The sequence below is a fragment of the Caballeronia mineralivorans PML1(12) genome, assembly GCF_001028175.1.
In the GTDB taxonomy this organism is placed as follows: Bacteria; Pseudomonadota; Gammaproteobacteria; order Burkholderiales; family Burkholderiaceae; genus Caballeronia; species Caballeronia mineralivorans.
In genome coordinates this window covers 1-22713 of the sequence record NZ_AEJF01000190.1, presented here as the reverse complement: position 1 = coordinate 22713, position 22713 = coordinate 1, and the positions used below count along the sequence as shown (strand labels likewise).

Genomic DNA, 22713 nt, shown 5'->3' with positions numbered 1-22713 from the left:
AGCCCTGCAACCATGCAGCGCGAACATAAAATGCCGGCCGGCGAAAAGCGCCTTTTCGGGATAGGGCGGCATCATTGACACACAGGCGTGCGAGAAAAGCTCGCGCGCGATGGAGAAAGGTATGGCGGGTCATTCAAAATGGGCCAACATCAAGCATAAGAAAGCGGCGACCGATGCCAAGCGTGGCAAGGTCTGGACGCGTCTTATCAAGGAAATTCAGGTCGCGGCGCGCATGGGCGGCGGAGAGATCGACACGAATCCGCGCCTGCGGCTCGCCGTCGAAAAGGCCTACGACGCCAACATGCCCAAGGACAACATCAACCGCGCGATCCAGCGCGGCGTGGGCGGTGTCGACGGCGCGACGTATGAAGAAATTCGCTACGAAGGCTACGGTATCGGCGGTGCGGCGATCATTGTGGACACCATGACGGACAACCGTACCCGGACCGTCGCGGAAGTCCGCCATGCGTTCTCGAAGTTCGGCGGCAACATGGGCACGGACGGCTCGGTGGCGTTCATGTTCGATCACGTCGGCCAGTTCCTGTTCGCTCCCGGCACGCCCGAGGACAAGCTGATGGAAGCGGCGCTCGAAGCAGGCGCGGACGACGTGGTGACGAACGACGACGGCAGCATTGAAGTGGTTTGCCCCGCCAACGACTTCCAGAAGGTGAAAGATGCGCTGGGAGCAGCGGGTTTCAAGGCGGAAGTGGCCGAAGTCATCATGAAGCCGCAGACCGAAGTCGAGTTCACCGGCGAAGACGCGGCAAAAATGCAGAAATTGCTCGACGCGCTGGAAAATCTGGACGACGTGCAAGAAGTTTACACCAACGCGACCATCGACGAAGAGTGATCGCCGGGCGGGTGAACCGCGCCGGACGGGCTTGGCTGAGCGCCCCTGGGGTACAGCCCGGTAGCTACTTCTGGCTCGGTTGGTGCATGTGCACTCGAAGTGGGCTAAGTATGTGTTGAGTGAGCGTTGAGCGTGTGTTTTGGCAGTGGAACACGGATGCGGACGCAAGCGAATATCGGCGGGCCATGCGCGAATAAACCCGCGGGCTCGCGCGTTATGTGAGAGGCAGCTGCGTCAGGCATGTGCGCCAGAGCGTGAGCGTGAGCGTGAGCGTGAGTATGAGTATGAGCCTGAGATGCGAGCTCGATATAGTCGTTGAAGTGAGTCGAACCCAACCGCAAGCGGTGTTTGGCAGCCGGGAAGTTGCGTGACGCAGCCGCGTGATGGCGCGAACCGCTTCCCGCGTCAATGCACACGGCGGGCATTCGGCAGACGTCCGGCAGAGATCCGGCGCACAGCAAAGCAATATCCGCGGATCAGGCGCGGCGAACCGGTTCAAAATGTCATACCGGTCCGCCCTGCTGCCGCCATGAATTTCTTAAGATCTTCGAGGATTTAAATGAAGTTACTCGTCGTCGGTTCCGGCGGTCGCGAACATGCGCTCGCGTGGAAACTCGCGCAGTCGCCGCGCGTGCAGATGGTTTATGTCGCGCCGGGTAACGGCGGCACGGCTCAGGACGAACGTCTGCTCAATGTCGACATCACCGATCCCGCAGCGCTCGCCGATTTCGCCGAGAAGGAGCAGATTGCGCTGACCGTGGTCGGCCCCGAAGGTCCGCTGGCCGCGGGTATTGTCAATCTGTTCCGCTCGCGTGGCCTGAAGATTTTCGGCCCGACCAAGGAAGCTGCGCAGCTGGAAAGCTCGAAGGACTTCGCGAAGGCGTTCATGAAGCGCCACGCCATTCCGACGGCCGAATACGAGACCTTCACGGACATCGCCGCTGCCCACGCGTATCTCGACACGAAAGGCGCGCCCATTGTCATCAAGGCTGACGGACTCGCGGCCGGCAAGGGCGTGGTCGTGGCAACGACGCTGGAAGAAGCGCACGCGGCCGTCGACTCCATGCTCGCCGACAACAAACTGGGCGACGCCGGCGCGCGCGTGGTGATCGAAGAGTTCCTGGATGGCGAGGAAGCGAGCTTTATCGTGATGGTGGACGGAAAGCACGTGCTGGCGCTGGCGTCGAGCCAGGACCACAAGCGTCTGCTCGACGGTGACAAGGGTCCGAACACTGGCGGCATGGGCGCTTATTCGCCCGCGCCGATCGTCACGCCGCAACTGCACGCGCGCGTGATGCGCGAAATCATCCTGCCGACCGTGCGTGGCATGGAGCAGGAAGGCATCCGCTACACCGGTTTCCTGTACGCGGGCCTGATGATCGACGCGCACGGTAACCCGAAAACGCTCGAATTCAATTGCCGCATGGGCGATCCGGAAACGCAGCCGATCATGGCGCGCCTGAAGGGCGATTTCTCGAAGGTGGTTGAACTGGCCATCGCCGGGACGCTGGCGACGGCGGAAATTGAATGGGACCGGCGCACGGCGCTCGGCGTCGTGCTGGCCGCGCACAACTATCCGGACACGCCGCGCAAGGGCGACCGGATCAACGGCATTCCGCCGGAAACGCCGGAAGCCGTGACATTCCATGCAGGCACCACGCTGGAAAACGGCAAGCTCAGCACATCGGGCGGACGTGTATTGTGCGTGGTGGGGTTGTCGGATTCGGTGCGCGGCGCGCAATCGGTCGTCTACGATACGATCAATCAAATCGCGTTCGACGGCATGCAGTATCGGCGGGACATCGGTTATCGCGCGTTGAATCGTAAAGCGGCGGATCGGCTGAGCTGATCCAAAACCGCTGGAAACATCGCCAGAAAGCGTCGCCGGAAACGCCGCAACGCAGCAAATTGAGCAACGCACTGCCGGACCTTCGCGTCCGGCAGTGCGTTTTAGAGGGAACGTGCTTTGGGCCACGCAACTTTGAACTAGCCCAAGGCTAACCCACCCCGCGCACCCCTTTTCCCACAAGCCGCAAAGCAGCACACGATGACCGCTCCAACCTACGACGTACAAGCTGTCCGAACTTATCTGACCGGTTTGCAAAAGCAGATCGCGCAGACGCTTGGCGCGTTCGATGGCACCGAATTTTCCATCGATTCCTGGCAGCGCGGCCCCGAAGAGCGGTTGCGCGGCGGCGGCAGCACGCGGATTCTCGAAGGCGGCCAGTTTTTCGAACGGGGCGGCATCGGTTTCTCGGATGTGGCCGGCGATGCCCTGCCGGCATCGGCGAGTGCCGCGCGTCCGCAACTGGCCGGGCGCGGTTTCGAGGCAATGGGCGTCTCGCTCGTCATGCATCCGCGCAATCCGCACTGCCCTACCGTGCACATGAACGTGCGCCTGTTGATCGCGACGAAAGCCGGCGAGCCGCCGCTGTTCTGGTTCGGCGGCGGCATGGACCTCACGCCCTATTACGGCTACGAGGACGACGCGCGCCATTTTCACGGCGTCTGCCGGGACGCGCTGGCGCCCTTCGGCGCGGATCTGTATCCGCGTTTCAAGAAATGGTGCGACGAGTATTTTTATCTCAAGCATCGCAACGAACCGCGCGGTATCGGCGGGATTTTCTTTGACGACTTCTCGGAACCCGGTTTCGACGAATCGTTTGCAATGATGCGCAGCGTCGGCGACAGCTTCCTGGCCGCGTACTTGCCGATCATCGAACGCCGTCGCAACGCGCCTTATGGCGAAGCGCAGCGGGAATTCCAGACCTACCGGCGCGGCCGATACGTGGAATTCAACCTGGTCTTCGACCGGGGCACGCTGTTCGGGCTGCAAAGCGGCGGCCGCACGGAATCCATCCTGATGTCGATGCCGCCTGCCGTGACGTGGCGCTATAACTGGCAACCCGCACCGGGCACGCCCGAAGCGCGGCTTTACTCCGACTTTCTCGTCGCGCGAGAGTGGGTATAACACAATGAGACCTGACCGCTGCACCTGTTGCAATCTGTCCCCGAAGAGGATCGTCCACTGAAACCGAACCCTCCTTGCGCTCGACGCGTCGGCTTGCTGGGCGGCACGTTCGACCCGATTCACGACGCTCACCTGGCGCTCGCGCGCCGTTTCGCCGAGTTGCTCGACCTGACCGAGCTCGTGCTGCTGCCGGCGGGCCAGCCGTGGCAGAAAAAGGATGTCACCGCGGCGCATCACCGGCTTGCCATGACCCGCGCGGCGGCGGATTCGCTGCATATCGAAGGCCTGCAAGTCACCGTCGCCACCGATGAAATCGATCACGACGGCCCGACGTATACCGTGGAAACGCTGACTCGCTGGCGCGCGCGGGAAGGCGCGGACGCATCACTGTCGCTTTTGATCGGCGCCGATCAGCTCGTGCATCTGGACTCGTGGCGCGACTGGAAACGCCTGTTCGAATTTGCGCATGTGTGCGTGGAAACCCGCGCGGGGTTCGACGTCTCGACGGTTTCCCCCGCCGTAGCTGCCGAAATTACAGCGCGCAGCGCCCCGGCTGAGGTACTGCAATCCACGTCACATGGCCATCTGCTGATTGATTCCGCGCTGACGCTCGAAGTGTCGGCGACCGAAATTCGCGAGCAGTTGGGAGAGCGCCTGCGGGCGCACGCGGCGGGTGAAATCGACGCCGAGAGTCATGTACCGTCCGCCGTATGGGACTATATTGTTCAACACCACTTGTACCATCGGTAAAAATATGGAAATTCAAAAGCTTCAACGCGCGATCATCGACGGTCTCGAAGACGTCAAGGCGCAGGACATCAAGGTGTTCAACACCACCCACCTGACCGCCCTCTTCGACCGCGTGATCGTCGCGAGCGGGACGTCGAATCGTCAGACCAAGGCGCTCGCGAACAGCGTGCGCGACAAGGTCAAGGAGCTGGGCGGCGACGTCATCAGCACCGAAGGCGAAGAGGTCGGCGAGTGGGTGCTGGTCGATTGCGGCGACGCGGTCGTCCACATCCTGCAACCTGCACTGCGCCAGTACTACAACCTCGAAGAAGTCTGGGGCGACAAACCGGTCCGCGTGAAGCTGCAAAGCTCAGGCGGCTTCGGCGGCGCCCGGGTGACCGTGTCGGACGACGACGAAGACGACGAGCCAGCCGCCAAACCGGCTCGCAAGACCACGCGCCGCTGACGCCGGTTCGACGCGAAACGTCCCGCTTTATTTTTAGAAGTGGACGCGTCGTGCCACGCATGTCGCCATGAAACTTCATATCCTTGCGGTCGGCCACAAGATGCCCGACTGGATCGCGACCGGCTTCGACGAGTATGCGAAACGCATGCCGCCCGAGTTGCGCATCGAGTTGCGCGAGATCAAGCCCGAGCAACGCTCATCGGGACGTAACGCCGAGAGCGTGATGGCCGCCGAACGCCTGCGGATCGAAGCGGCGCTACCGAAGAATGCGCGGCTTGTCGCGCTCGACGAACGCGGCCGCGACTGGACCACGATGCAACTCGCAGGCGCATTGCCAGACTGGCAGCAGGAAGGCCGCGATGTGGCGTTCGTGATTGGCGGGGCCGATGGTCTCGACCCGCAAGTCAAGGCACGCGCCGAAGTCCTGCTGCGTGTTTCAAGTCTCACGCTGCCGCACGGCATGGTCCGGGTGCTGCTGGCCGAACAGCTTTATCGCGCGTGGAGCATCACGCAGAACCATCCCTATCATCGCGCGTGAGGCGTGGCACGGAGGCGTTGAAGGAGCGCGCCTGGCTAGCCTGCGCGTGACCTTCGAGATCCGCGAACATGCCATCGCCTAGCTTCCCCTTTGTTTATCTCGCGTCGCAAAGTCCTCGACGGCAAGAACTGTTGCAGCAACTCGGCGTGTGCTTCGAGTTGCTGCTGCCCCGACCCGATGAAGACGCCGAAGCGCTCGAAGCCGAGCTTCCCGGCGAAGCGCCCGACGCCTACGTTCTGCGTGTTTGCGCGGCGAAAGCCCAAGCGGCGCATGCTCGCCGGGTGAAGGGAGAGCATCGTCCAGCACCTATCCTGGTCGCCGATACGACCGTCACCCTCGACGGCGCGATCATGGGCAAACCTGACGACGCAGACCATGCCGTCGCGATGCTCGAACGACTATCCGGACGCGATCACGAGGTCCTGACCGCACTCGCCGTGGTCGATGCAGACGGTGTTCTGCTCGCCCCTGTTCTATCGCGTTCGCTCGTGCGCTTCGCCACTGTCGAGCGTGCTGCACTGCAGCGTTACGCCGCTACCGGCGAACCCCTCGGAAAGGCCGGTGCATATGGCGTTCAGGGACGAGCGGCGGCGTTTATCGAACGGATCGACGGGTCCTATTCGGGTATCATGGGCCTGCCTCTTTTCGAAACAGCAGCACTCCTGCGCGTGGCGCGCGTCGACTTCTAAACCGTCCATGAACGAAGAAATCCTGATCAACGTCACACCGCAGGAAACCCGCGTTGCCCTCGTTCAGCAAGGCGCGGTGCAAGAGCTTCACGTCGAGCGCACGTTGTCGCGCGGACGGGTGGGCAATGTGTATCTCGGCAAGGTCGTGCGCGTACTGCCGGGCATGCAGTCGGCCTTTATCGATATCGGGCTTGAGCGCGCTGCGTTCTTGCATGTGGCTGATATCTGGCATCCGCGCATAGCCGGCGAAACGCATGCGAACACGCCGCACACGCCGATCGAGAAGATCGTGTTCGAAGGCCAGGCGCTGATGGTGCAGGTGGTGAAGGATCCTATCGGCACCAAGGGCGCGCGGCTTTCCACTCAGGTCAGCATCGCTGGGCGCACGCTGGTTTATCTGCCGCAGGAACCGCATATCGGGATCTCGCAGAAGATCGCCAGCGAGGCCGAGCGCGAGGCCATACGGGCACGGTTGACGGCTGTGCTGCCTGTGGATGAGAAAGGCGGGTATATCGTTCGGACGATTGCTGAAGATGCAACGAGTGAAGAGCTCGCCGCCGATGTCGCGTATTTGCGCAAGACGTGGGCAACGATCGTCGCGCAGGCGCAGCGTGTAGCGCCGACCTCACTGCTGCATCAGGATCTCAATCTCGCGCAGCGCGTGTTGCGCGATTTCGTGAATGATGAAACCTCGCGCATTCAAGTCGATTCGCGCGAGACGTATCAGATGCTGGCCGACTTCGCGATCGAGTTCACGCCGGCTGTGGCTTCCCGGGTGCATCACTATGCGGGCGAGCGGCCGCTTTACGACCTGTACAACATCGAAGCCGAGATTCAGCGCGCGTTGTCACGCCGGGTCGATTTGAAGTCGGGCGGTTATCTGATGATCGACCAGACCGAGGCAATGACGACCATCGACGTGAACACCGGCGGTTATGTAGGTGCCCGTAATTTCGACGACACGATCTTTAAAACCAATCTCGAAGCGGCTCACACGATTGCACGGCAACTGCGGTTGAGAAATCTTGGCGGGATCATCATTATCGATTTCATCGATATGGAAAACGTCGAGCATCGCGATCAAGTGCTTGGCGAGTTGAAGAAAGCGTTGTCGCGGGATCGGACACGGGTGACGGTGAACGGGTTTTCGCAGTTGGGCCTGGTTGAGATGACGCGCAAACGCACGCGTGAATCGCTCGCGCATGTGTTGTGCGAGCCGTGTCCAACTTGCGATGGCAAAGGTCAGGTGAAGACACCGCGGACCGTGTGTTACGACGTGCTGCGCGAGATCATGCGTGAGTCGCGGCAGTTCAATCCACGCGAGTTTCGCGTGGTGGCGTCGCAGCAGGTGATTGATTTGTTTCTCGAGGAAGAGTCGCAGCATCTGGCCATGCTGATGGACTTTATCGGGAAGCCGGTTTCGCTGCAGGTGGAGTCGAATCTGAGCCAGGAGCAATACGATATTGTTTTGATGTAAATCGCCGGATCCTTGCCCAATAAGGATTTACGCTGATCCACTGGACCAAAAAACCTGAACGGGTACCCATCTAGGTACCCATTTGGGCCGAGGTACCCGCCGATGGCAGCGCGCCTTTTTTCGGCGTTACCCGAGCGTACGCAATCCGAGGGGAACTGCTAGGAACGGCTATACGGGGCTAGCGCGGCGCGAGCAAGGGAGATGCATAGACTGCACGCTTGGAGTTCTCTATGGTGACGGATGATGTCTCGCTGCGGGATGTCAAACCCCTGCGCAACGCGCCGACACTGACCGCACTGAACCGATTGGCGAAGCAGATTCACAGCAATCGCCTGACGTGCCGAGCATCCTGGTGGCAGATTCAACAAACAGTCTGTCTGGATAATGCTCCCGTGCAGAAGCAACGCCGCACGAAGAAGGTGTTGCTACTACCTGCCGGCAGCGTCAGAACTGGCACCGCGGTCAAAAGCAGCGGCATCTATGTCCCTGGACAAGGCGTGCAAGCACGCGTGAATTGGGGAACATCCGTCACGACTGAATGGCTAGAGGAGGTCTGATCATGGCAGCCAAAAAAATTTCGCGGGATGACTATACGCAAGCGCTGGCGCGTGGACGTCAGGCACTAGCGGAGCCTCATGCAGTATCCGCCCGGTACATTGCCAGTGCTCGGGTATTGGAGTTGGCGTACAGCAATGGGCTAACACTGCGCATCCATACGAAAGAGGTGCCCGCCCTGAAAGATTTGCCGCGTAGCTGGCACGGGCTTACGTGACTCCGGGAGGGGATGGGCTCGTGTTCGGTGAAAGCGACATCGCTGCAATCAGCATCCCCGGCCTGATCGCCCGCCTGATTCCGGTGGATCTTGCCAGGCGGGCCGTCGCCGCAGCGCGCGGGCGCGTCCGCAGCACAAGCAAGGCAGAAGCCGCCCGTCGCAACGGGGCCAAAGGTGGAGGCCCTGCCAAAGCTGATCTTCAACCTATCGTTCGACACTAACGAAAGGACTCTATGAGTGCAATTTTGGGGGCGATGATCGGTCCGCTCGTTACGTATTTACTATCCATTCTTGGTCTCGCCATCGTCGCTGTCCACGCGATCTTCCGCCTGAATTCAACCCAGATCATTCGGGAAAAAGGGACCGAAGCGACCTCAGCAAGAAGAGCAAGGCGATATTCGATCGACATCAGATCGTTCGATCGTCAAGCCATGCCGGGAGCGATCGTCCGCAACTCTCGTAAATTGCTTCCCAAAAAGGCTTCAACTGAAGCAGTGGATTATCGCGCTGATGTAGGGGTGAAGGATGGCGGGCTCGCATAAACCAAGCGCTGCTCACCGTCCCGCTCAGCCCACCAGCGCCATCAGCCTCTCAGCAGCCTGCACTGGGTGATAACGCTTGACTCGATCGAAAGCGTGTTCAATAAGTCTCGCCCGCAGGTGCGTGTCCGTCAGAATCCTCCGTATCGCAGCGCTCATCGCCAGCGCATCGCCGACAGGCACTAGCAGCCCAGCGCGCCCATGGTCGAGCAAATCTCGCGGACCAGTAGGACAGTCCGTCGAGATCACTGGCACCCTAAGCGCCATCGCCTCGCCAAGCACCATTCCGAAGCCCTCATAACGGCTACTGAGCACGAGCGCTTTCGCGCTCATGATGTACGGGTGCGGATTCGACTGGAAACCGACGAAGTGAACCGTCGAATCGATGCCGAGTTCACGTGCCAACGCTTCTAGCTCACCCTGGAACGGCCCCTCGCCGACAATACACAGATCACACGAGGTCATGCCCGACTCGCGGAGCTTCGCATAGGCCTGCAACAGGGTTCTGTGATCCTTCTGCCTTTCATCCAGGCGAGCCACCGAGACGATGTAAGGCGATGTCGGAACCTGGGCCGGCTCGAGCGCGCGACGCATCAGCGCATCTGCGTCGATGATATTCGGTAGTTCCGTCAGCTTGTCAGCAAGGCAAGGGAACACCTGCATGCCTTCACGGAGCATTTCACTGGTTTGCACTGCGATCGCGTCATAGCGGACAAGCTGCGCCCCGCGCTGTTCGATCCGCTTGCGCCTGAGACCTGAAAAGCGCGCCGCAATGCTGTAGTGGTTCACGCCGAGCCACAACACGCCATACTTTCCCGCGATAGTCCTGAGCGTCATGTCGAAGTCGCAGATGACGTCGACGCTTCGCGCGAGCGCCTTGATCTTGCGATGAAACAGGGGACGTAAAACGCCGTAGGTCAGGACGTTTTTCACCACCTTCATGCGTCGCGTAAGTTTGTGCTGTCGCCTGATTTCATGCAGTGCATGCATCCAGGGTTTTGACGCCAGCACATGCACCGGCACGCCGGCAGGCAGGGAATCACGCCAAAATTCAAGGTCATCGGTCGGAAACGACACGCACACCTCAACCTCGAAGTGCGCTGCATCCAATGCGTGAAGCCAGGCAATCAGCGCTGTTTCAGTTCCACCCCGGCCGAAGTCACTGACGTGGAACAAGACGCGCGGACGCGCAGGCAGGAAATTCGAATCCAGCTTGTTCATGAGTGGCGCCGCGATAGGAAGGCGCCATTATAAGTGCTGACCTATATAAGATCTAATTTATGCAGACATATACAACTGCATTCCTATGTAATTTCTCTTACCCCCGTAAACTCCGGTCAATCGCCGCGACCGCGCGTTATCGTTTGCGGTTGGTTTGCGTCTCTCGGGCGCCTCGGTGACCGCACGGTTGAGCGTAACGTGGCACGGCGTAACGCCGTAACGCACACAGCCCCACATCCACGGCCGGGCATTTTTCGTATCGTCCGCTAAGCCTTGTCCATCAAAGGCCGACCGCGTTTTCCCGGAGCGCGGCCCGCCGTGGCACGACTCATGCATAAAGGACTACAAGCCGGGAATTGACCAGTACACCGGCGAAGCGGCTCTCCATTTAATTCGTCAGGGCCGGATTTTAATGAGGTGCCAAGCCGTAGCGGCTTTTACAAGGCATATAAAAGCCTTGAACCGAACGGCAATAACCAGCGACCGCAAAAAATGACGGCGCGACCGGGGAACACCATGAATCATCAACTCATAGAAACCGATCTTGTGCATCTGGAACACATCATCAACCGGATTGCATCGAGTCACGGACTGTCTTTATCCTATTGGCGAAAACGGGTCGACTCCGTATTGTCGATGAGTCTCATGCCGGCTCAACGCAAGCGTATTGGCCATATCGACGCCGTCATCTCGATGCTCGAGAAAACGGCTTTGGGCAAGACTGCCCATTTGGGTTGATGGATCAGCAAGGATCGACAGGCCGCCAACACGGCCTGTCGACAATCAATTATCCAAAGTGAATAGTTTGCGGTCAGGTTTTCCCACACCCATCTTTATCGGATATCACATTCGATAATAGTCCATGCATTAAAAACATAATCACAACATCCGCCGATATTAAACAATGATGAAAAGCGCCGCGATCCGGCGAGATTCAGCGGCAATTTCATTGGCAAAGCCGTGATCCACAACTAATAATGCTGGACACGATTATTTTATGTTTTTAAGATCAGTTCGCTGAAGCTTGGACGAACTCCCATCGTCTCGATTTCCAAAGCTCGCTTAATCAAGGTAACGATTGGCGTGATCCCGGGCGCGATCCTGCCTGAGTTGTCACGCGTGGTTTGATCGTGTGAACCGGACAGGTGGCGTGGAAACCCGGCGCGGCCCACCGCGTAAAACGGGGCAGGCTTCGTGCGGCACCCCGGCCACGACGGCCCCGGCGAAAGTCGGCGAATGCCGGTAGCCTCCGATAAACCTCATTGAATCGACAGGACCCGTGTGCCGTCTTTTTTCATCGATCGACCGGTTTTTGCGTGGATTGTCGCCCTGGCCATTTTCGTGGCGGGCGCGCTGGTCACGCCGTTTCTGCCTGTCGCGCAATATCCGCGGCTGACGCCGCCGCGCATCGTGATTGCCGCGATGTATCCGGGTGCGTCGCCGGAAAGCGTGGACAACACGGTCGCGAGCGTGATCGAAGAAAGCCTGGACGGCGCCGAGGGCTTGCAATACTACGAAACCACGAGCGACAGCCTCGGCGAACTCGAAATTGCGGCCACGTTTTCATCGGGCACGAACCCGGACATCGCCATGGTCGATGTCCAGAACCGGATGAAGCAGATCGAGTCGCGCCTGCCGCAACAAGTCGTTCAGCAAGGCATCACCGTCTTCAAGTCGACGGGCACGTTCCTGATGCTCGTCGCGCTCACGTCCACCGACGGCCGGCGCGATTCCGTGGAACTGAGCGACTACGTCAACCGCTACATGCTGCGCGACCTGAAGCGCGCCCCGGGCGTCGGCTCAGCCGAGTTGTGGGACGCCGGCGAAGCGCTGCGCGTCTGGATCGACCCGATGAAACTGCGCGAGTACAACCTGGCCGCAGCCGACGTCACGCAAGCCATCGCGGCACAAAACGCGACGGTCACCGCCGGCACGCTCGGTGACGTGCCGTTTGTCACGGGTCAGCAACTGACGGCATCGGTCACGGTCAGGGGACAATTGATCTCGCCGGCCGAATTCGGCGAGATCGTGCTGAAGGCGCAAATGGACGGCTCGGCCGTACGGCTAAAGGATGTCGCACGGGTCGAACTGGGCCGTGACAGCTACGCGTCGTTTTCGCGGTTGAACGGCCAGCCCGCGGCAACGGTCGGCATCCGGCTCTCCCCGCAGGGCAACGCGATGGAAACCTCCGACGCAATCCGCACAAAGCTCGCGGAATTGTCGCGCAGCCTGCCGCCGGGCGTGGCCGTGGAGATCCCCTTCGACAGCTCCAAGTTCGTCCACGTCGCGCTGCACGAGGTGGCGTTGACGCTGTTCGAAGCGGTGCTGCTGGTGTTCCTCGTCATGTGGCTGTTCCTGCGCGACCTGCGTTACGCGCTGGTGCCCACCGTGGTCATCCCGGTCGCGCTGACCGGTGCGCTGCTCGCGCTTTATGTGCTCGGCATGTCGATCAACGTGTTCACCATGTTCGCGCTGGTGCTCGCGATCGGGATCCTGGTCGACGATGCCATCGTCGTGGTCGAGAACGTCGATCGCGTGATGCGCGAGGAAGGCCTCGCGCCACGCGCTGCGACGCGCCGGGCGATGCAGCAGATGGGCAGCGCGATCGTCGGCATCACGGCTGTGCTGACTGCCGTGTTCGTGCCGATGGCGTTTTTCCCCGGCAGTGTCGGCGGGATTTACCGGCAGTTCACGGTCGCGATGATCGCGTCGATTCTCGTGTCCGCGTTCACCGCCCTTTCGCTCACGCCGGCGCTGTGTGCAAACCTGTTAAAAGCGCCGCCGCGCGACGCCTTGCGGCATGGGCTGCATGGCGCTCACCAATCACACGATGCGCACGCTTCACACGCGGGCAGTGGCCGTTCGTTCGGTTTTTCGGCGGCCTTCGACTGGACCTCGCGTGGTTATCGCGGACTGGTCGCGCGCGTGCTGCGCCGCGCGGGCCCCATGTTCGTGGTGTATCTCGTGCTGGCCGGCGCGTGCGCTGTGCTTTATCTGCATATGCCGGGTGGCTTCCTGCCTCAGGAAGACCAGGCGCAGCTTCAGGTGATGGTGCAGTTGCCGGCAGGCGCCACGCAGGCGCGCACGCTCGCGGTCGTCGAACAGGCGGAAACCATCCTGAAACGTGAATCTGCCGTCGCGAACATAACGAGCGTGGTCGGCTGGAGCTTCGAGGGCAGCGGCCAGAACGTGGCGATGTTGTTCGTCGACTTGAAGGACTGGTCATTGCGCGATACCGACGCGGGCACGCTGCGCGACACGCTGAACCGCTCGCTCTCGAAGATCATGGATGGCGACGTCGCTGCCCAGATGCCGCCGTCCGTGCCGGGCATGGGCCATTCGGAAGGGTTTGTGATGCGGCTGGAGGATCGCGGCGGCATCGGCATTGCGGGGCTGACCGCCGCGCGCGAACAGCTTTTCGATAAAGCCCGCACCAATCCTGCTTTTGCGGACGTGCATTCGGAAGCGTTGCCCGACGCGCCGCGTATCGTGCTGGACGTCGACCGCGCGAAGGCTTATGCGCTGGGCGTATCGTTCGACAAAATCGGCGACGCGCTGGGGAACACTTTCGGTTCGACGTATATCGACGATTTCCCGTCGGGCGGCCGCATGCGCCGCGTGATGGTCGCCGCAGACGCGCCTTCGCGCATGACGGAAGACAGCCTCATGAACCTCTCGGTGCGTAACGCCGCGGGGCAGATGGTGCCGTTGACATCGGTGGCGTCGCTGCACTGGACGACCGGCCCTACCGTCCTCACGCGTTACAACGGTTCGCCTTCACTCGATGTCAGCGGCCGTCCCGCCAACGGCGTAAGTTCCGGCGCGGCGATGGCCGAAATGGAGCGGCTTGCGCAGGCGCTGCCGGTGGGCGTCGGTTTCGACTGGACCGATACGGCGCTTGAGGAAACGCGTGCTGCCCGCCTGACGCCGGTGCTGATCGGCTTGTCGCTGCTCGCCGTGTTCATGGCGCTCGCGGCGCTTTACGAGAGCTGGACCATTCCGCTTGCGGTGCTCACTATCGTGCCGCTGGGTGTAATTGGCGCAGTGATCGCGATGCTTCTGCGTGACATGCCGAACGATGTTTATTTCAAGGTCGGGATGATTACGGTGATCGGTTTGTCGGCGAAGAACGCGATCCTGATCGTGCAATTCGCACGCACGCTATCCGCCGATGGCACACCGCTGGCGGAGGCGATTGTCGCCGCGGCGAGTGCGCGCTTCCGGCCAATCGTGATGACGTCGGCGGCGTTTTTGCTGGGCGTCGTGCCTTTGCTCGTGTCGAGCGGCGCGGGTGCGGAGAGCCGGCGATCGATCGGCACTGGCGTGTTCGGCGGCGCCATTACGGCGACCGTGCTGGGGCTGGTGTTCACGCCGCTGGCGTTTTATATCGTGGTGTCGGGGCAGCGATTTATTCAACGCCGGGTGAAGTCGATGACGCGAGACAAGGTAACGGCAAACGTCGAGTCCGAGGTACCCAATGGCGATGTTCAGGGCTCGCAGGAGGGGTAGATTTCGCACGCGCTTTCGCGCGGTTCTGCCAGCCCATAAGACCGAGCCGTCGCCGCGCGCAAGCAACGCCCCCCGTCCAAAAACCCGACTCGCGTCGCAGCATCAAAAAAGTTCGTATCCCGATGGAATAAGCCGGCTCGTGCGTTCGTTTAACCATGACATTGAAACAACGAACGGACCAACTAACCCAACCGGCGAAATAGCGTGCGCTGCACGCGGGAGACGACATCATGAAACGGCACGGACTGTTGCTGGGCATTGTCACGCTCGGAATAACGGCCTTCCTCGCTGCCTGCGGCGGCAGCTCGAACAACTCAATGGACACGCACTTCAAAAGTACGATCCTCGTCTCCGACGGTGCGGTCGCGGCCGCCCACGTCGACCCCAATCTGAAAAACGGATGGGGTATCGTGTTCAATCCTAAAGGCGTCGTCTGGGTGGCAAACAACGGCACGCAAACCTCCACCCTCTATGACGGCAATGGTGTCCCGCAATCGCTGATCGTGACCATCCCGGCAGTCGCATCGGGACCAGCAAACCCGACGGGCATCGTCTTTAATGGAAGCACCGACTTCGTGGTGTCGAGCGGTGGCAAGAGCGGCACCGGACTCTTCATTTTCGCGGGCGAAGGCGGAACGATCAGCGCCTGGTCGCCCGGTGTACTGCCCACCACCGCGGTCACGGCCTTCGACGGCAGCAGCGCAAACGCCGTCTACAAAGGCCTCGCGCTCGCCGCAAGCAGCAGCGGCAACCGCCTCTATGCGGCTGACTTTCACAACGCTCGCGTCGATGTATTCGACAAGACGTTCACCAAGCTGTCCCTGCCCGGCGCGTTCCAGGACACATCGCTGCCGGCCGGCTTCGCGCCGTTCGGGATTCAGGCGATCGGCACGAAAATCTACGTGGCGTTCGCGAAGCAGGACGCCACCCTGCACGACGAGGTGGACGGCCCAGGCCTTGGCGCCGTCGATGTCTTCGATACAGACGGCAACCTGCTCCAACGTCTCGCACAAGGCGGTCCGCTCAACGCGCCGTGGGGGATGACTCAGGCACCTGCTAATTTCGGATCACTAAGTAATGACATACTGGTCGGCAATTTCGGAGACGGCACGATCAGCGCGTTCGACCCGACAAGCGGCAAGTTCATGGGCAAGCTGTTGCAGGCGGACGGCAGCAACTTTGTGCAACAGGGCTTGTGGGGCATCGCGTTCGGCAACGGCGTAGATTCGCAGCCGGTCAACACGCTGTTCTTTGCAGCGGGCCCGAACCACGAAGCCGATGGCGTGTACGGGCGGATAGATATGTAGTAACGCGCCGCAGCTTCGCCACCCTGTAAGCACGTCCCTGCGCGTTGGGCGGCCAGCCCAACGCGCGTCTGTCTGCCGTTCTCATCCTGCCGATGCGCTTCCCCTATGATGGCAACATCTCGCGTGCTTTCACGCGTTTCGGGAGGCATGTCATGCAATTTCCAACCGGAGCAGTTCAGGCACTCAGTTCGGCAGCATCGACGGTGTTTTCCATCGGTATTGTGTTCCTCGGTTACTGGGGCCTCCACGAGGGGGCGCACTGGCGGTCGATCGATGTATCCGTCGCCTTCCTGGCGCTCGCCGGTTTCGCGAGTCTCGGTTTGGTCCCGTGGCTCGCCACATCTCCAACAAAAAGTCCCGACGATGAATCCCGCCTCCGTCTAGCGCGTCATGCGTTCCTGGCCGGCGTAGGCGCGCTGTGGCTGGCGATTATCGTGTCAGTGTTCACGTGATGGATATCGCCCGCGCCGTTGTTGTGGTTGGCGCTTGCATGGGCGGAACAGAGAAATGGCCCAATCGGCTTACGCCGGTTGGGCCATTTCGCTCAGGCTGACTAGCTGATTAATTCCCGACGGGCGAGCGTCGGTTAAATCAAGCCGCCTCGGGCGCCTGCTGCTGGTATTGAATCCGATGAAGATTCGCGTACAGCCCGTTCTGGCGCAGCAAATCCGCGTGACTTCCCTGCTCGGCGATTTTGCCGCCATCCATCACGAGAATCCGGTCGGCACGCTCAATGGTCGACAGCCGGTGCGCAATGACCAGCGTCGTGCGCCCTTTCATCAGCGTTTCCAGCGCTTCCTGCACATGCCGCTCGGATTCGGAATCGAGCGCGGACGTGGCTTCGTCGAGGATCAGAATGGGCGCGTCCTTGTAGATCGCCCGCGCGATGGCGAGCCGCTGGCGCTGGCCACCCGACAGGCGCATGCCGTTGCCGCCCACGCGGGTGTCCACGCCATCGGGCATCGCCGCGACCACGTCGACGAGATTCGCCGCCGCCAGCGCCGCCATCACCCGTTCGCGATCCGGCGTCTGGCCATACGCAACGTTGGCAGCGATCGTGTCGTTGAAAAGCACTACGTCCTGGCTCACCATCGCCATCTGGCTGCGCAGATCGTGCAAACTGTATTCGGGAATAGGCACGCCATCTACCAGCACCGCGCCGCTTGCGGGATCGAAGAAACGCGGCAGCAGGTTGACCAACGTGGTCTTGCCGCTTCCCGAAGCGCCCGCCAGCGCCACCATTTCTCCTGGCGCGATCTTGAACGAGATGCCGTCGAGCGTTGGCAGGCTCGACGATCCATAACTGAACGACACCTCGCGGAACTCCACCGCGCCGGTGGCGCGCTCGAGCGGCCGGCCGCCGCCTTCGGGCTCGATGGGTTCATCGATGAGACCGAAGATCAGTTCCGCTGCCGTCATGCCGCGCTGCAGCGGCTGGTTGATATCGATCAGATGCTTGAGCGGCGAGATCACCAGCAGCATGGATGTGACGAATGCTACAAAACCGCCGACGGTCGTCTGGTCGTTCGCCGACTGCACCACTGCAATAGTGATCACGATGGCAAGCGCGATTGATGCCAGGAATTGCGTGAGCGGCTGCGCCAGGCCGCCGGATACGGTCATGCGCATGGAGTAACCGCGCAGGCGATTGCTCATGTCGGTGAAACGGTCGTTTTCGTAGCGCTGGCCGTTATGCACCTTGACGACCTTATAACCGGCGACCGTCTCTTCCACGATGTACGACAGTTCGTTCGTCAGTAACTGTGACTCGCGATTGAGCCGCCGCAGCCGGCGGTTGATCTTGCTGACCAGCCAGCCGATAGCCGGCAGGATCACCGCGATGACCAGCGTCAGCCGCCAGTTGAGGATGAACAGATATCCGAGCAGGAATACCACGGTAAGCGAATCGCGCACGAGCGTGACGACCACGCTCTGGAGCACGTTGAGGATCTGGTTCACCTCGAACACAATTGCGTTGATGATCGTGCTGGCCGTCTCCCGCTGGAAGAAACCGGCGCTGGTGTGGATCATCCGGTCGAACATCTTGAGGCGCAGTTGGAGCAGGATCTTATTGGTAACGTACGCCAGCAAGTAGCCCGACGCGTACTGCGACCCTCCTCGCAAGACCGCGAGCCCGACCACGGCGAGCGGCACAAGCCACCTGGCGCTGGCGCTGCCGTGCGCGCCGAAGCCGTGATCCAGCAGGGGCTTGAGCAGCATCGGGATTCCGGCTTCGCTGGCGGCCACGAAACCCATGGCGATCAGGCCCAGCGCGACAATGCCGATCAGAGGGCGAATATACGGCCAGAGCCGGCTCATCACGGCGGCCGGCGACGTGTTATCGCCGCTGCCGATCGTTTTGCTCAAGGTGGGCTTCTGACTCAAAAGGTGTCCTTAGTCGTGGGCCGGGCGGCGGGAGAAGCAGGAATGCACCTGCTCCAGGGCTGCACTGAGCGCTTAAGTCCCGCCGACACGGCAAACCGCTATTGTAATGCGCCGCGCGCCTTGTCTCATTAAGCAGCGACCTTGTCCGGTTAAGGGCAGCAGGCCGGTTGGTTTGGCGCGACAGGCGACGGGTTTGGTGTGGCGGCAACCCCTATTGCTGCGACAAGGCCCGTCGCACCGGCGCCACTCTGCCGGCCAGGCGCTCGCCGCGCCCGAGCAGCAACCCCGAAAAACACCAAAACGCCAGCGCGGTGGTCTGCCACATGAAATCGTCGGTGAAATTCTTGGCGATCATCCCGCCCACCAGCGCCATGCCCGCCGCGCTCAGCCAGGGCACCACATGCCGCAGCCGCCAGAAACGCCAGATCAACGCGAGCAGCAGCGCCGCCTCCAGCACCACGCCGACAATCCCCGTCTCCAGCCAGGTATTCAAAAACAGGTTATGCGCATGCGTCAGCGCCTGCGGCTCCTTCTCCAGCAGCGAGGGCGGAATCTCGCCCTGAAACACCCGTCCCGGCAACGGCTTGCCAAAACCAATACCCGTCCACGTATGCGCTTCACCTTCCTTACCGTAAAACGCCCACAGTTTGGGACGGGTATCGGAAGACATCGCATCGCCAATACCGGCCAGCACCTGCGGCACATACACCTGGTCTGTGCCCAACGTCAGTTCCCGAGCAGCGGGTTTTGGCATGGCGTGGCCGTAACGCAGCCGGGCGCTCAGTTCGAGTGTGCCGACGGCAGCCACGCAGATCACGACAACGCACACGCCCGCGAGCAGCAAGTGCTTGCGGTACAGCGGATAACACGCGATCACGAGCGTGACGGCCGCGGCCGGCCAGAAGAAACGGTTGAGCGTCGCCAGGCCGATCACCAGGGCGAGCACGAGCCCGCTCAGGCCGATCGGCCACCAGCGGCGGTTCAGCATCAGGCCGGTAAAGAGCGTCATCGAAAAGATGACAAGCGTGCTCGTATGGCCGACGCGGTTGTAATAGTGGAGCAGGACATCGGCGGGATTCGTGGGCGGCTGCAAACGGCCCCAGTAATACAGGCTGCCGGCGGCGAGCAGTACGCAGGCCACCCAGTTGATCAACACGATCCGCTCGGGCTTCGTGGTCCGCGTGCCCATCAGCCAGAACGCGAAGAACGACACCAGCGGATACAGCACTTCGTCGAGCCACGCGTGCATGCTGTCACGCGGATACGGCGACCACGCAACCGTCGCAAGCGCCCAGGCACTCCACGCAGCGATCGGCCACAGCAGCGGCCAGTGCAGCGGCGACGGCCGTTCGGAAGAACACGCCGCGGCGATCGTACCGATACCCACCAGCCCCAGCGCCAGGTTTTCGAGCGCGGTCATGTGGGCGAACATCGCGACAAACATAATCACAGGACACGCCACCCACAGGACGCGTTCCACCTGCATGCACGTCTTCGTCATTGCACTCCCGGCAGGACCGTCTGCAAGCTGTTGCAAACGGCCTCAAGCGAAATAAATCCCATGCAGTCCGCATGGTCACCGCGCCACGCGACACACGTCGACGCATTGCGGTCACAGCGGCGAGCCCAAGCCACGTGCCGCCTGAAAATATTCGGTTCGTCGCGGCACGGCATGTCCGGGATAGTAACCGGCATGAACGGTGCGTCGCGCCAGTAATTTCCCGCGCCATGAATCAAGGCATTACCGGGGCCGAACAGCGTGATGGTAGGCACGCCGGTCAGACGCCCGAGATGCGCCACGCCCGTGTCCGGACAGACGATAGCCCGCGCACCGGCGAACAGGTGCCACACCTGTCTCAGGTCGATCCGGCCGGCGAAATTCGGGTAACGGGCCTCGGGATCGATTGCGTCGATGAGCGCCGTCTCACTCGGTCCGCCGCTCCAGACGGGCGTGTAGCCACGCGCCTCGACGAACGCCGCCAGTGCTTGCCAGCGCTCATCGGGCCAGCGCTTGACTGCCGTGCTCGCACCCGGATGTAAGACGACGTAAGGACCTTTCAACCGAAGCGCGTCGCTTTCTGACAACGCTGCAGGCGCAGGCGCCGGCCAATCGCTCAGCCGATACGGCCGCGGCGGCGGTCCAGACACCAGTTCGGTGGCGAGATCCGCCCACGCGGCGGGCGCGTCGGGATATGGCACGGCTTCATTGAGCGGCAGGTTTTTCCAGGCGGGGACATCCGCCGCGTGTCCGACGATCCAGCGGCACCCCGCCGCCAACGCCAGCCACGCATGCCGATTATCCCCGGCCACGATGCCAAGATCGTACGGCCCCGAACTCAGCACGGCATTGACCGAGAGGAAATCGCGCGGGTCGAAGGGAATGACGTCGAGTCCAAACGGCCGGCCCGCATAGAGCGGCACGATCGGCTTGGGGCACGTCAGCACGATCTGCGCATCAGGATATTGCGTGCGAAGTTTCGCGACGAGCGGCGTGAGCAGCAGCGTGTCGCCGAGCAGCAGATGATGCGCGATCAGGATGCGCTTCAAGACCTGTGGCTTGCGGCGCAGCGGCTTCAACGCCAGCCGGGGCAACGCGCGGGCGAAGATGCGCACGCGTCCGGAAAGTCGGCTCATCGGGTGGCGTTCCTACGTGAAATTCAAATTATGCCGGTTGGTGGTGGTGAGCCCGGATTTTATAACCGCCATACTACGAGACCTGCCGCACTGATCGCATCAAGCGACAGGCTCGACTTGACATCGGCGAACACCGCGCCCGGTTTCGCCAGCGCCAGCAAGGCGTCCGGTTTCACCAGAAAATCGCGATGCGGCACCGCCAGCACGATCAGATCGGCGGGTTGCAGCGCGTCGAAACCTGTCAGCGTCACGCCGTATTCATCGAAGGCTTCCACGGGGTCCGCGAGCGGATCGTGAAGCTGAACCTCGAGTCCGTAGTCTTGCAGGTGATGCACGATATCGATGACTTTCGAATTGCGCAAATCCGGACAATTTTCCTTGAACGTCAGTCCGAGCACGATCGCCTTGGCACGCAACGGCGCGCGACCGGTCCGGATCAGCGTCTTTACGGCGCGATCGGCCACGAAACGGCCCATGCCGTCGTTCACGCGCCGCCCGGCGAGGATCACCTGGGGCGTGTAGCCAGACACCTGCGCCTTGTGCGTCAGATAATACGGGTCCACACCGATGCAATGCCCGCCCACCAGTCCCGGCGTGAAATCCAGGAAGTTCCACTTGGTGCCCGCGGCGTCCAGGACTTCGCGGGTATCGATTTCAAGGTAATCGAAGATAATGGCCGCTTCGTTCATCAACGCGATATTCAAATCGCGCTGCGTATTCTCGATCACCTTCGCGGCCTCGGCCACCTTGATCGAACCAGCGCGATGCACGCCGGCCGTTACCACCGAGCTATAGACCTCGGCCACCAGATCGAGTGTCGCGGCATCTGACCCGGACACGATCTTCACGATATTGCGAAACGTGTGCTGCTTGTCGCCGGGATTGATGCGCTCGGGGCTGTAGCCGACGGCGAAATCGGTGCCGAGCTTCAGGCCCGATTCGCGCTCGAGGATCGGCACGCAAATTTCTTCGGTGACGCCGGGATAGACCGTCGATTCGTACACCACCACGTCGCCGCGTTTCAGCGCCCGGCCGAGCGTCTGCGACGCCCGTTTCACCGACATCAAGTCCGGCAGGGCACCCGCGCTGATCGGCGTCGGCACCGCGACTATATGAAAATTCGCCTGCCGGAGCACATCGATGCAATCGGTCAGGTCCAGGTGAGCAGCGGCCAGTTCCTCGCGGCTGGTTTCGCCGTTGCGGTCGAGGCCCGCGCGCAGATCCGCGAGCCGGGCCGCGCTCGTATCGAAACCAATGGTGCGGCGTTGCAGACCGAATGCTATGGCAACGGGCAAACCCACATAGCCCAGGCCGATGATGGAGACACGGCGATCATGCATGGCGATAAGTGCTCGGAATGGTCATGACGGGCGGGCCCAGGGTATCTTCCGGCTTGTCGCCAAGGGCTCGGGACACCGCCGGCCGGCCGTCATTTGATTTCGGGTAAAGGCGGTTGAACAGCAGCCTGCTATGCGCCCACAGACGGCTTTTCAGCCACTTATGCAACGCCCCGCTCGCTCAGGCTGTTCTGGTAGAACGCAGCCATCTCGCTCGCCATGGTGTCGACGGAAAAACGCGTCTGCGTGATTCGCACGCCGGCCGCGCCCATGCGGCGGCGCTCGTCGG

20 protein-coding genes are annotated in these 22713 nt (G+C 61.5%); 15 read left to right on the top strand and 5 right to left on the bottom strand.

The genetic code is table 11. The features are described 5' to 3' along the window. Positions 1-121: 121 nt before the first annotated feature. The 11 genes from EOS_RS32625 (at position 122) to EOS_RS32570 (ending at position 9034) form a co-directional block, all read left to right on the top strand. The gene (locus EOS_RS32625; protein ID WP_047896339.1) at positions 122-850 is read left to right on the top strand and encodes a YebC/PmpR family DNA-binding transcriptional regulator; all 729 of its coding nucleotides are present in this window, start codon (positions 122-124) and stop codon (positions 848-850) included. Positions 851-1409: 559 nt separating this feature from the next. Then, positions 1410-2699, top strand: coding sequence for a phosphoribosylamine--glycine ligase (gene purD, locus EOS_RS32620; RefSeq protein ID WP_047896338.1), 1290 nt, complete (start codon positions 1410-1412; stop codon positions 2697-2699). A gap of 198 nt (positions 2700-2897) precedes the next feature. Further along, positions 2898-3821, top strand: a complete 924-nt coding sequence (gene hemF / locus EOS_RS32615) for an oxygen-dependent coproporphyrinogen oxidase (protein ID WP_047896337.1) — start codon at positions 2898-2900, stop codon at positions 3819-3821. Positions 3822-3845: 24 nt separating this feature from the next. Continuing rightward, positions 3846-4571 (top strand): nicotinate-nucleotide adenylyltransferase, encoded by a 726-nt coding sequence (locus EOS_RS32610; RefSeq protein WP_075645425.1) that lies wholly within the window; start codon positions 3846-3848, stop codon positions 4569-4571. Positions 4572-4575: 4 nt separating this feature from the next. Beyond that, complete coding sequence (rsfS, locus tag EOS_RS32605; protein ID WP_047896335.1) at positions 4576-5016, top strand: ribosome silencing factor; 441 nt, start codon at positions 4576-4578, stop codon at positions 5014-5016. 67 nt (positions 5017-5083) lie between these two features. Then, positions 5084-5554 carry a 23S rRNA (pseudouridine(1915)-N(3))-methyltransferase RlmH gene (gene rlmH, locus EOS_RS32600; protein ID WP_047896334.1) on the top strand — a complete coding sequence of 157 codons (471 nt, stop codon included), beginning with the start codon at positions 5084-5086 and terminating at the stop codon, positions 5552-5554. Between the two features lie 68 nt (positions 5555-5622). Then, positions 5623-6243 (top strand): Maf family protein, encoded by a 621-nt coding sequence (locus EOS_RS32595; protein ID WP_047896333.1) that lies wholly within the window; start codon positions 5623-5625, stop codon positions 6241-6243. A 7-nt stretch (positions 6244-6250) separates the two neighbouring features. Continuing rightward, positions 6251-7720, top strand: coding sequence for a ribonuclease G (rng, locus tag EOS_RS32590; protein ID WP_047896332.1), 1470 nt, complete (start codon positions 6251-6253; stop codon positions 7718-7720). Positions 7721-7950: 230 nt separating this feature from the next. Further along, entirely contained in the window at positions 7951-8277 is a 327-nt protein-coding gene (locus tag EOS_RS32585; RefSeq protein WP_047896331.1) for a hypothetical protein, read from the top strand. Between the two features lie 2 nt (positions 8278-8279). Continuing rightward, complete coding sequence (locus EOS_RS32580; protein ID WP_047896330.1) at positions 8280-8492, top strand: hypothetical protein; 213 nt, start codon at positions 8280-8282, stop codon at positions 8490-8492. Between the two features lie 233 nt (positions 8493-8725). Further along, entirely contained in the window at positions 8726-9034 is a 309-nt protein-coding gene (locus tag EOS_RS32570; protein ID WP_047896328.1) for a hypothetical protein, read from the top strand. Between the two features lie 24 nt (positions 9035-9058). On the opposite strand, the gene EOS_RS32565 is transcribed toward EOS_RS32570, so the two are convergent. Continuing rightward, positions 9059-10252: a glycosyltransferase gene (locus tag EOS_RS32565; protein WP_047896327.1), complete on the bottom strand. Its 1194-nt coding sequence runs from the start codon at positions 10250-10252 to the stop codon at positions 9059-9061. Between the two features lie 516 nt (positions 10253-10768). Here EOS_RS32565 and EOS_RS32560 point away from each other — a divergent pair. The 4 genes from EOS_RS32560 to EOS_RS32545 all read left to right on the top strand — a co-directional run bounded on the left by EOS_RS32560 (position 10769) and on the right by EOS_RS32545 (position 16520). After that, on the top strand, positions 10769-10990 hold the full coding sequence (locus EOS_RS32560; RefSeq protein WP_047896359.1) for a hypothetical protein: 222 nt from the start codon (positions 10769-10771) through the stop codon (positions 10988-10990). Between the two features lie 543 nt (positions 10991-11533). Further along, positions 11534-14761, top strand: a complete 3228-nt coding sequence (locus tag EOS_RS32555; RefSeq protein ID WP_047896326.1) for a multidrug efflux RND transporter permease subunit — start codon at positions 11534-11536, stop codon at positions 14759-14761. A gap of 230 nt (positions 14762-14991) precedes the next feature. Beyond that, positions 14992-16068, top strand: coding sequence for a TIGR03118 family protein (locus tag EOS_RS32550; protein WP_047896325.1), 1077 nt, complete (start codon positions 14992-14994; stop codon positions 16066-16068). Between the two features lie 152 nt (positions 16069-16220). Next, positions 16221-16520 (top strand): hypothetical protein, encoded by a 300-nt coding sequence (locus EOS_RS32545; protein ID WP_047896358.1) that lies wholly within the window; start codon positions 16221-16223, stop codon positions 16518-16520. A gap of 139 nt (positions 16521-16659) precedes the next feature. Here the strand turns inward: EOS_RS32545 and msbA are convergent, their stop codons facing one another. The 4 genes from msbA to EOS_RS32525 all read right to left on the bottom strand — a co-directional run bounded on the left by msbA (position 16660) and on the right by EOS_RS32525 (position 22427). Continuing rightward, positions 16660-18387, bottom strand: coding sequence for a lipid A export permease/ATP-binding protein MsbA (msbA, locus tag EOS_RS32540; RefSeq protein ID WP_200908730.1), 1728 nt, complete (start codon positions 18385-18387; stop codon positions 16660-16662). A 277-nt stretch (positions 18388-18664) separates the two neighbouring features. Then, positions 18665-19954: an O-antigen ligase family protein gene (locus tag EOS_RS32535; protein ID WP_047896323.1), complete on the bottom strand. Its 1290-nt coding sequence runs from the start codon at positions 19952-19954 to the stop codon at positions 18665-18667. Further along, positions 19951-21087 (bottom strand): glycosyltransferase family 9 protein, encoded by a 1137-nt coding sequence (locus EOS_RS32530; RefSeq protein WP_047896322.1) that lies wholly within the window; start codon positions 21085-21087, stop codon positions 19951-19953. Before EOS_RS32530 ends, EOS_RS32535 begins: the two co-directional genes overlap by 4 nt. A gap of 59 nt (positions 21088-21146) precedes the next feature. Next, the gene (locus EOS_RS32525) at positions 21147-22427 is read right to left on the bottom strand and encodes a nucleotide sugar dehydrogenase (protein ID WP_047896321.1); all 1281 of its coding nucleotides are present in this window, start codon (positions 22425-22427) and stop codon (positions 21147-21149) included. Positions 22428-22713: the final 286 nt, after the last annotated feature.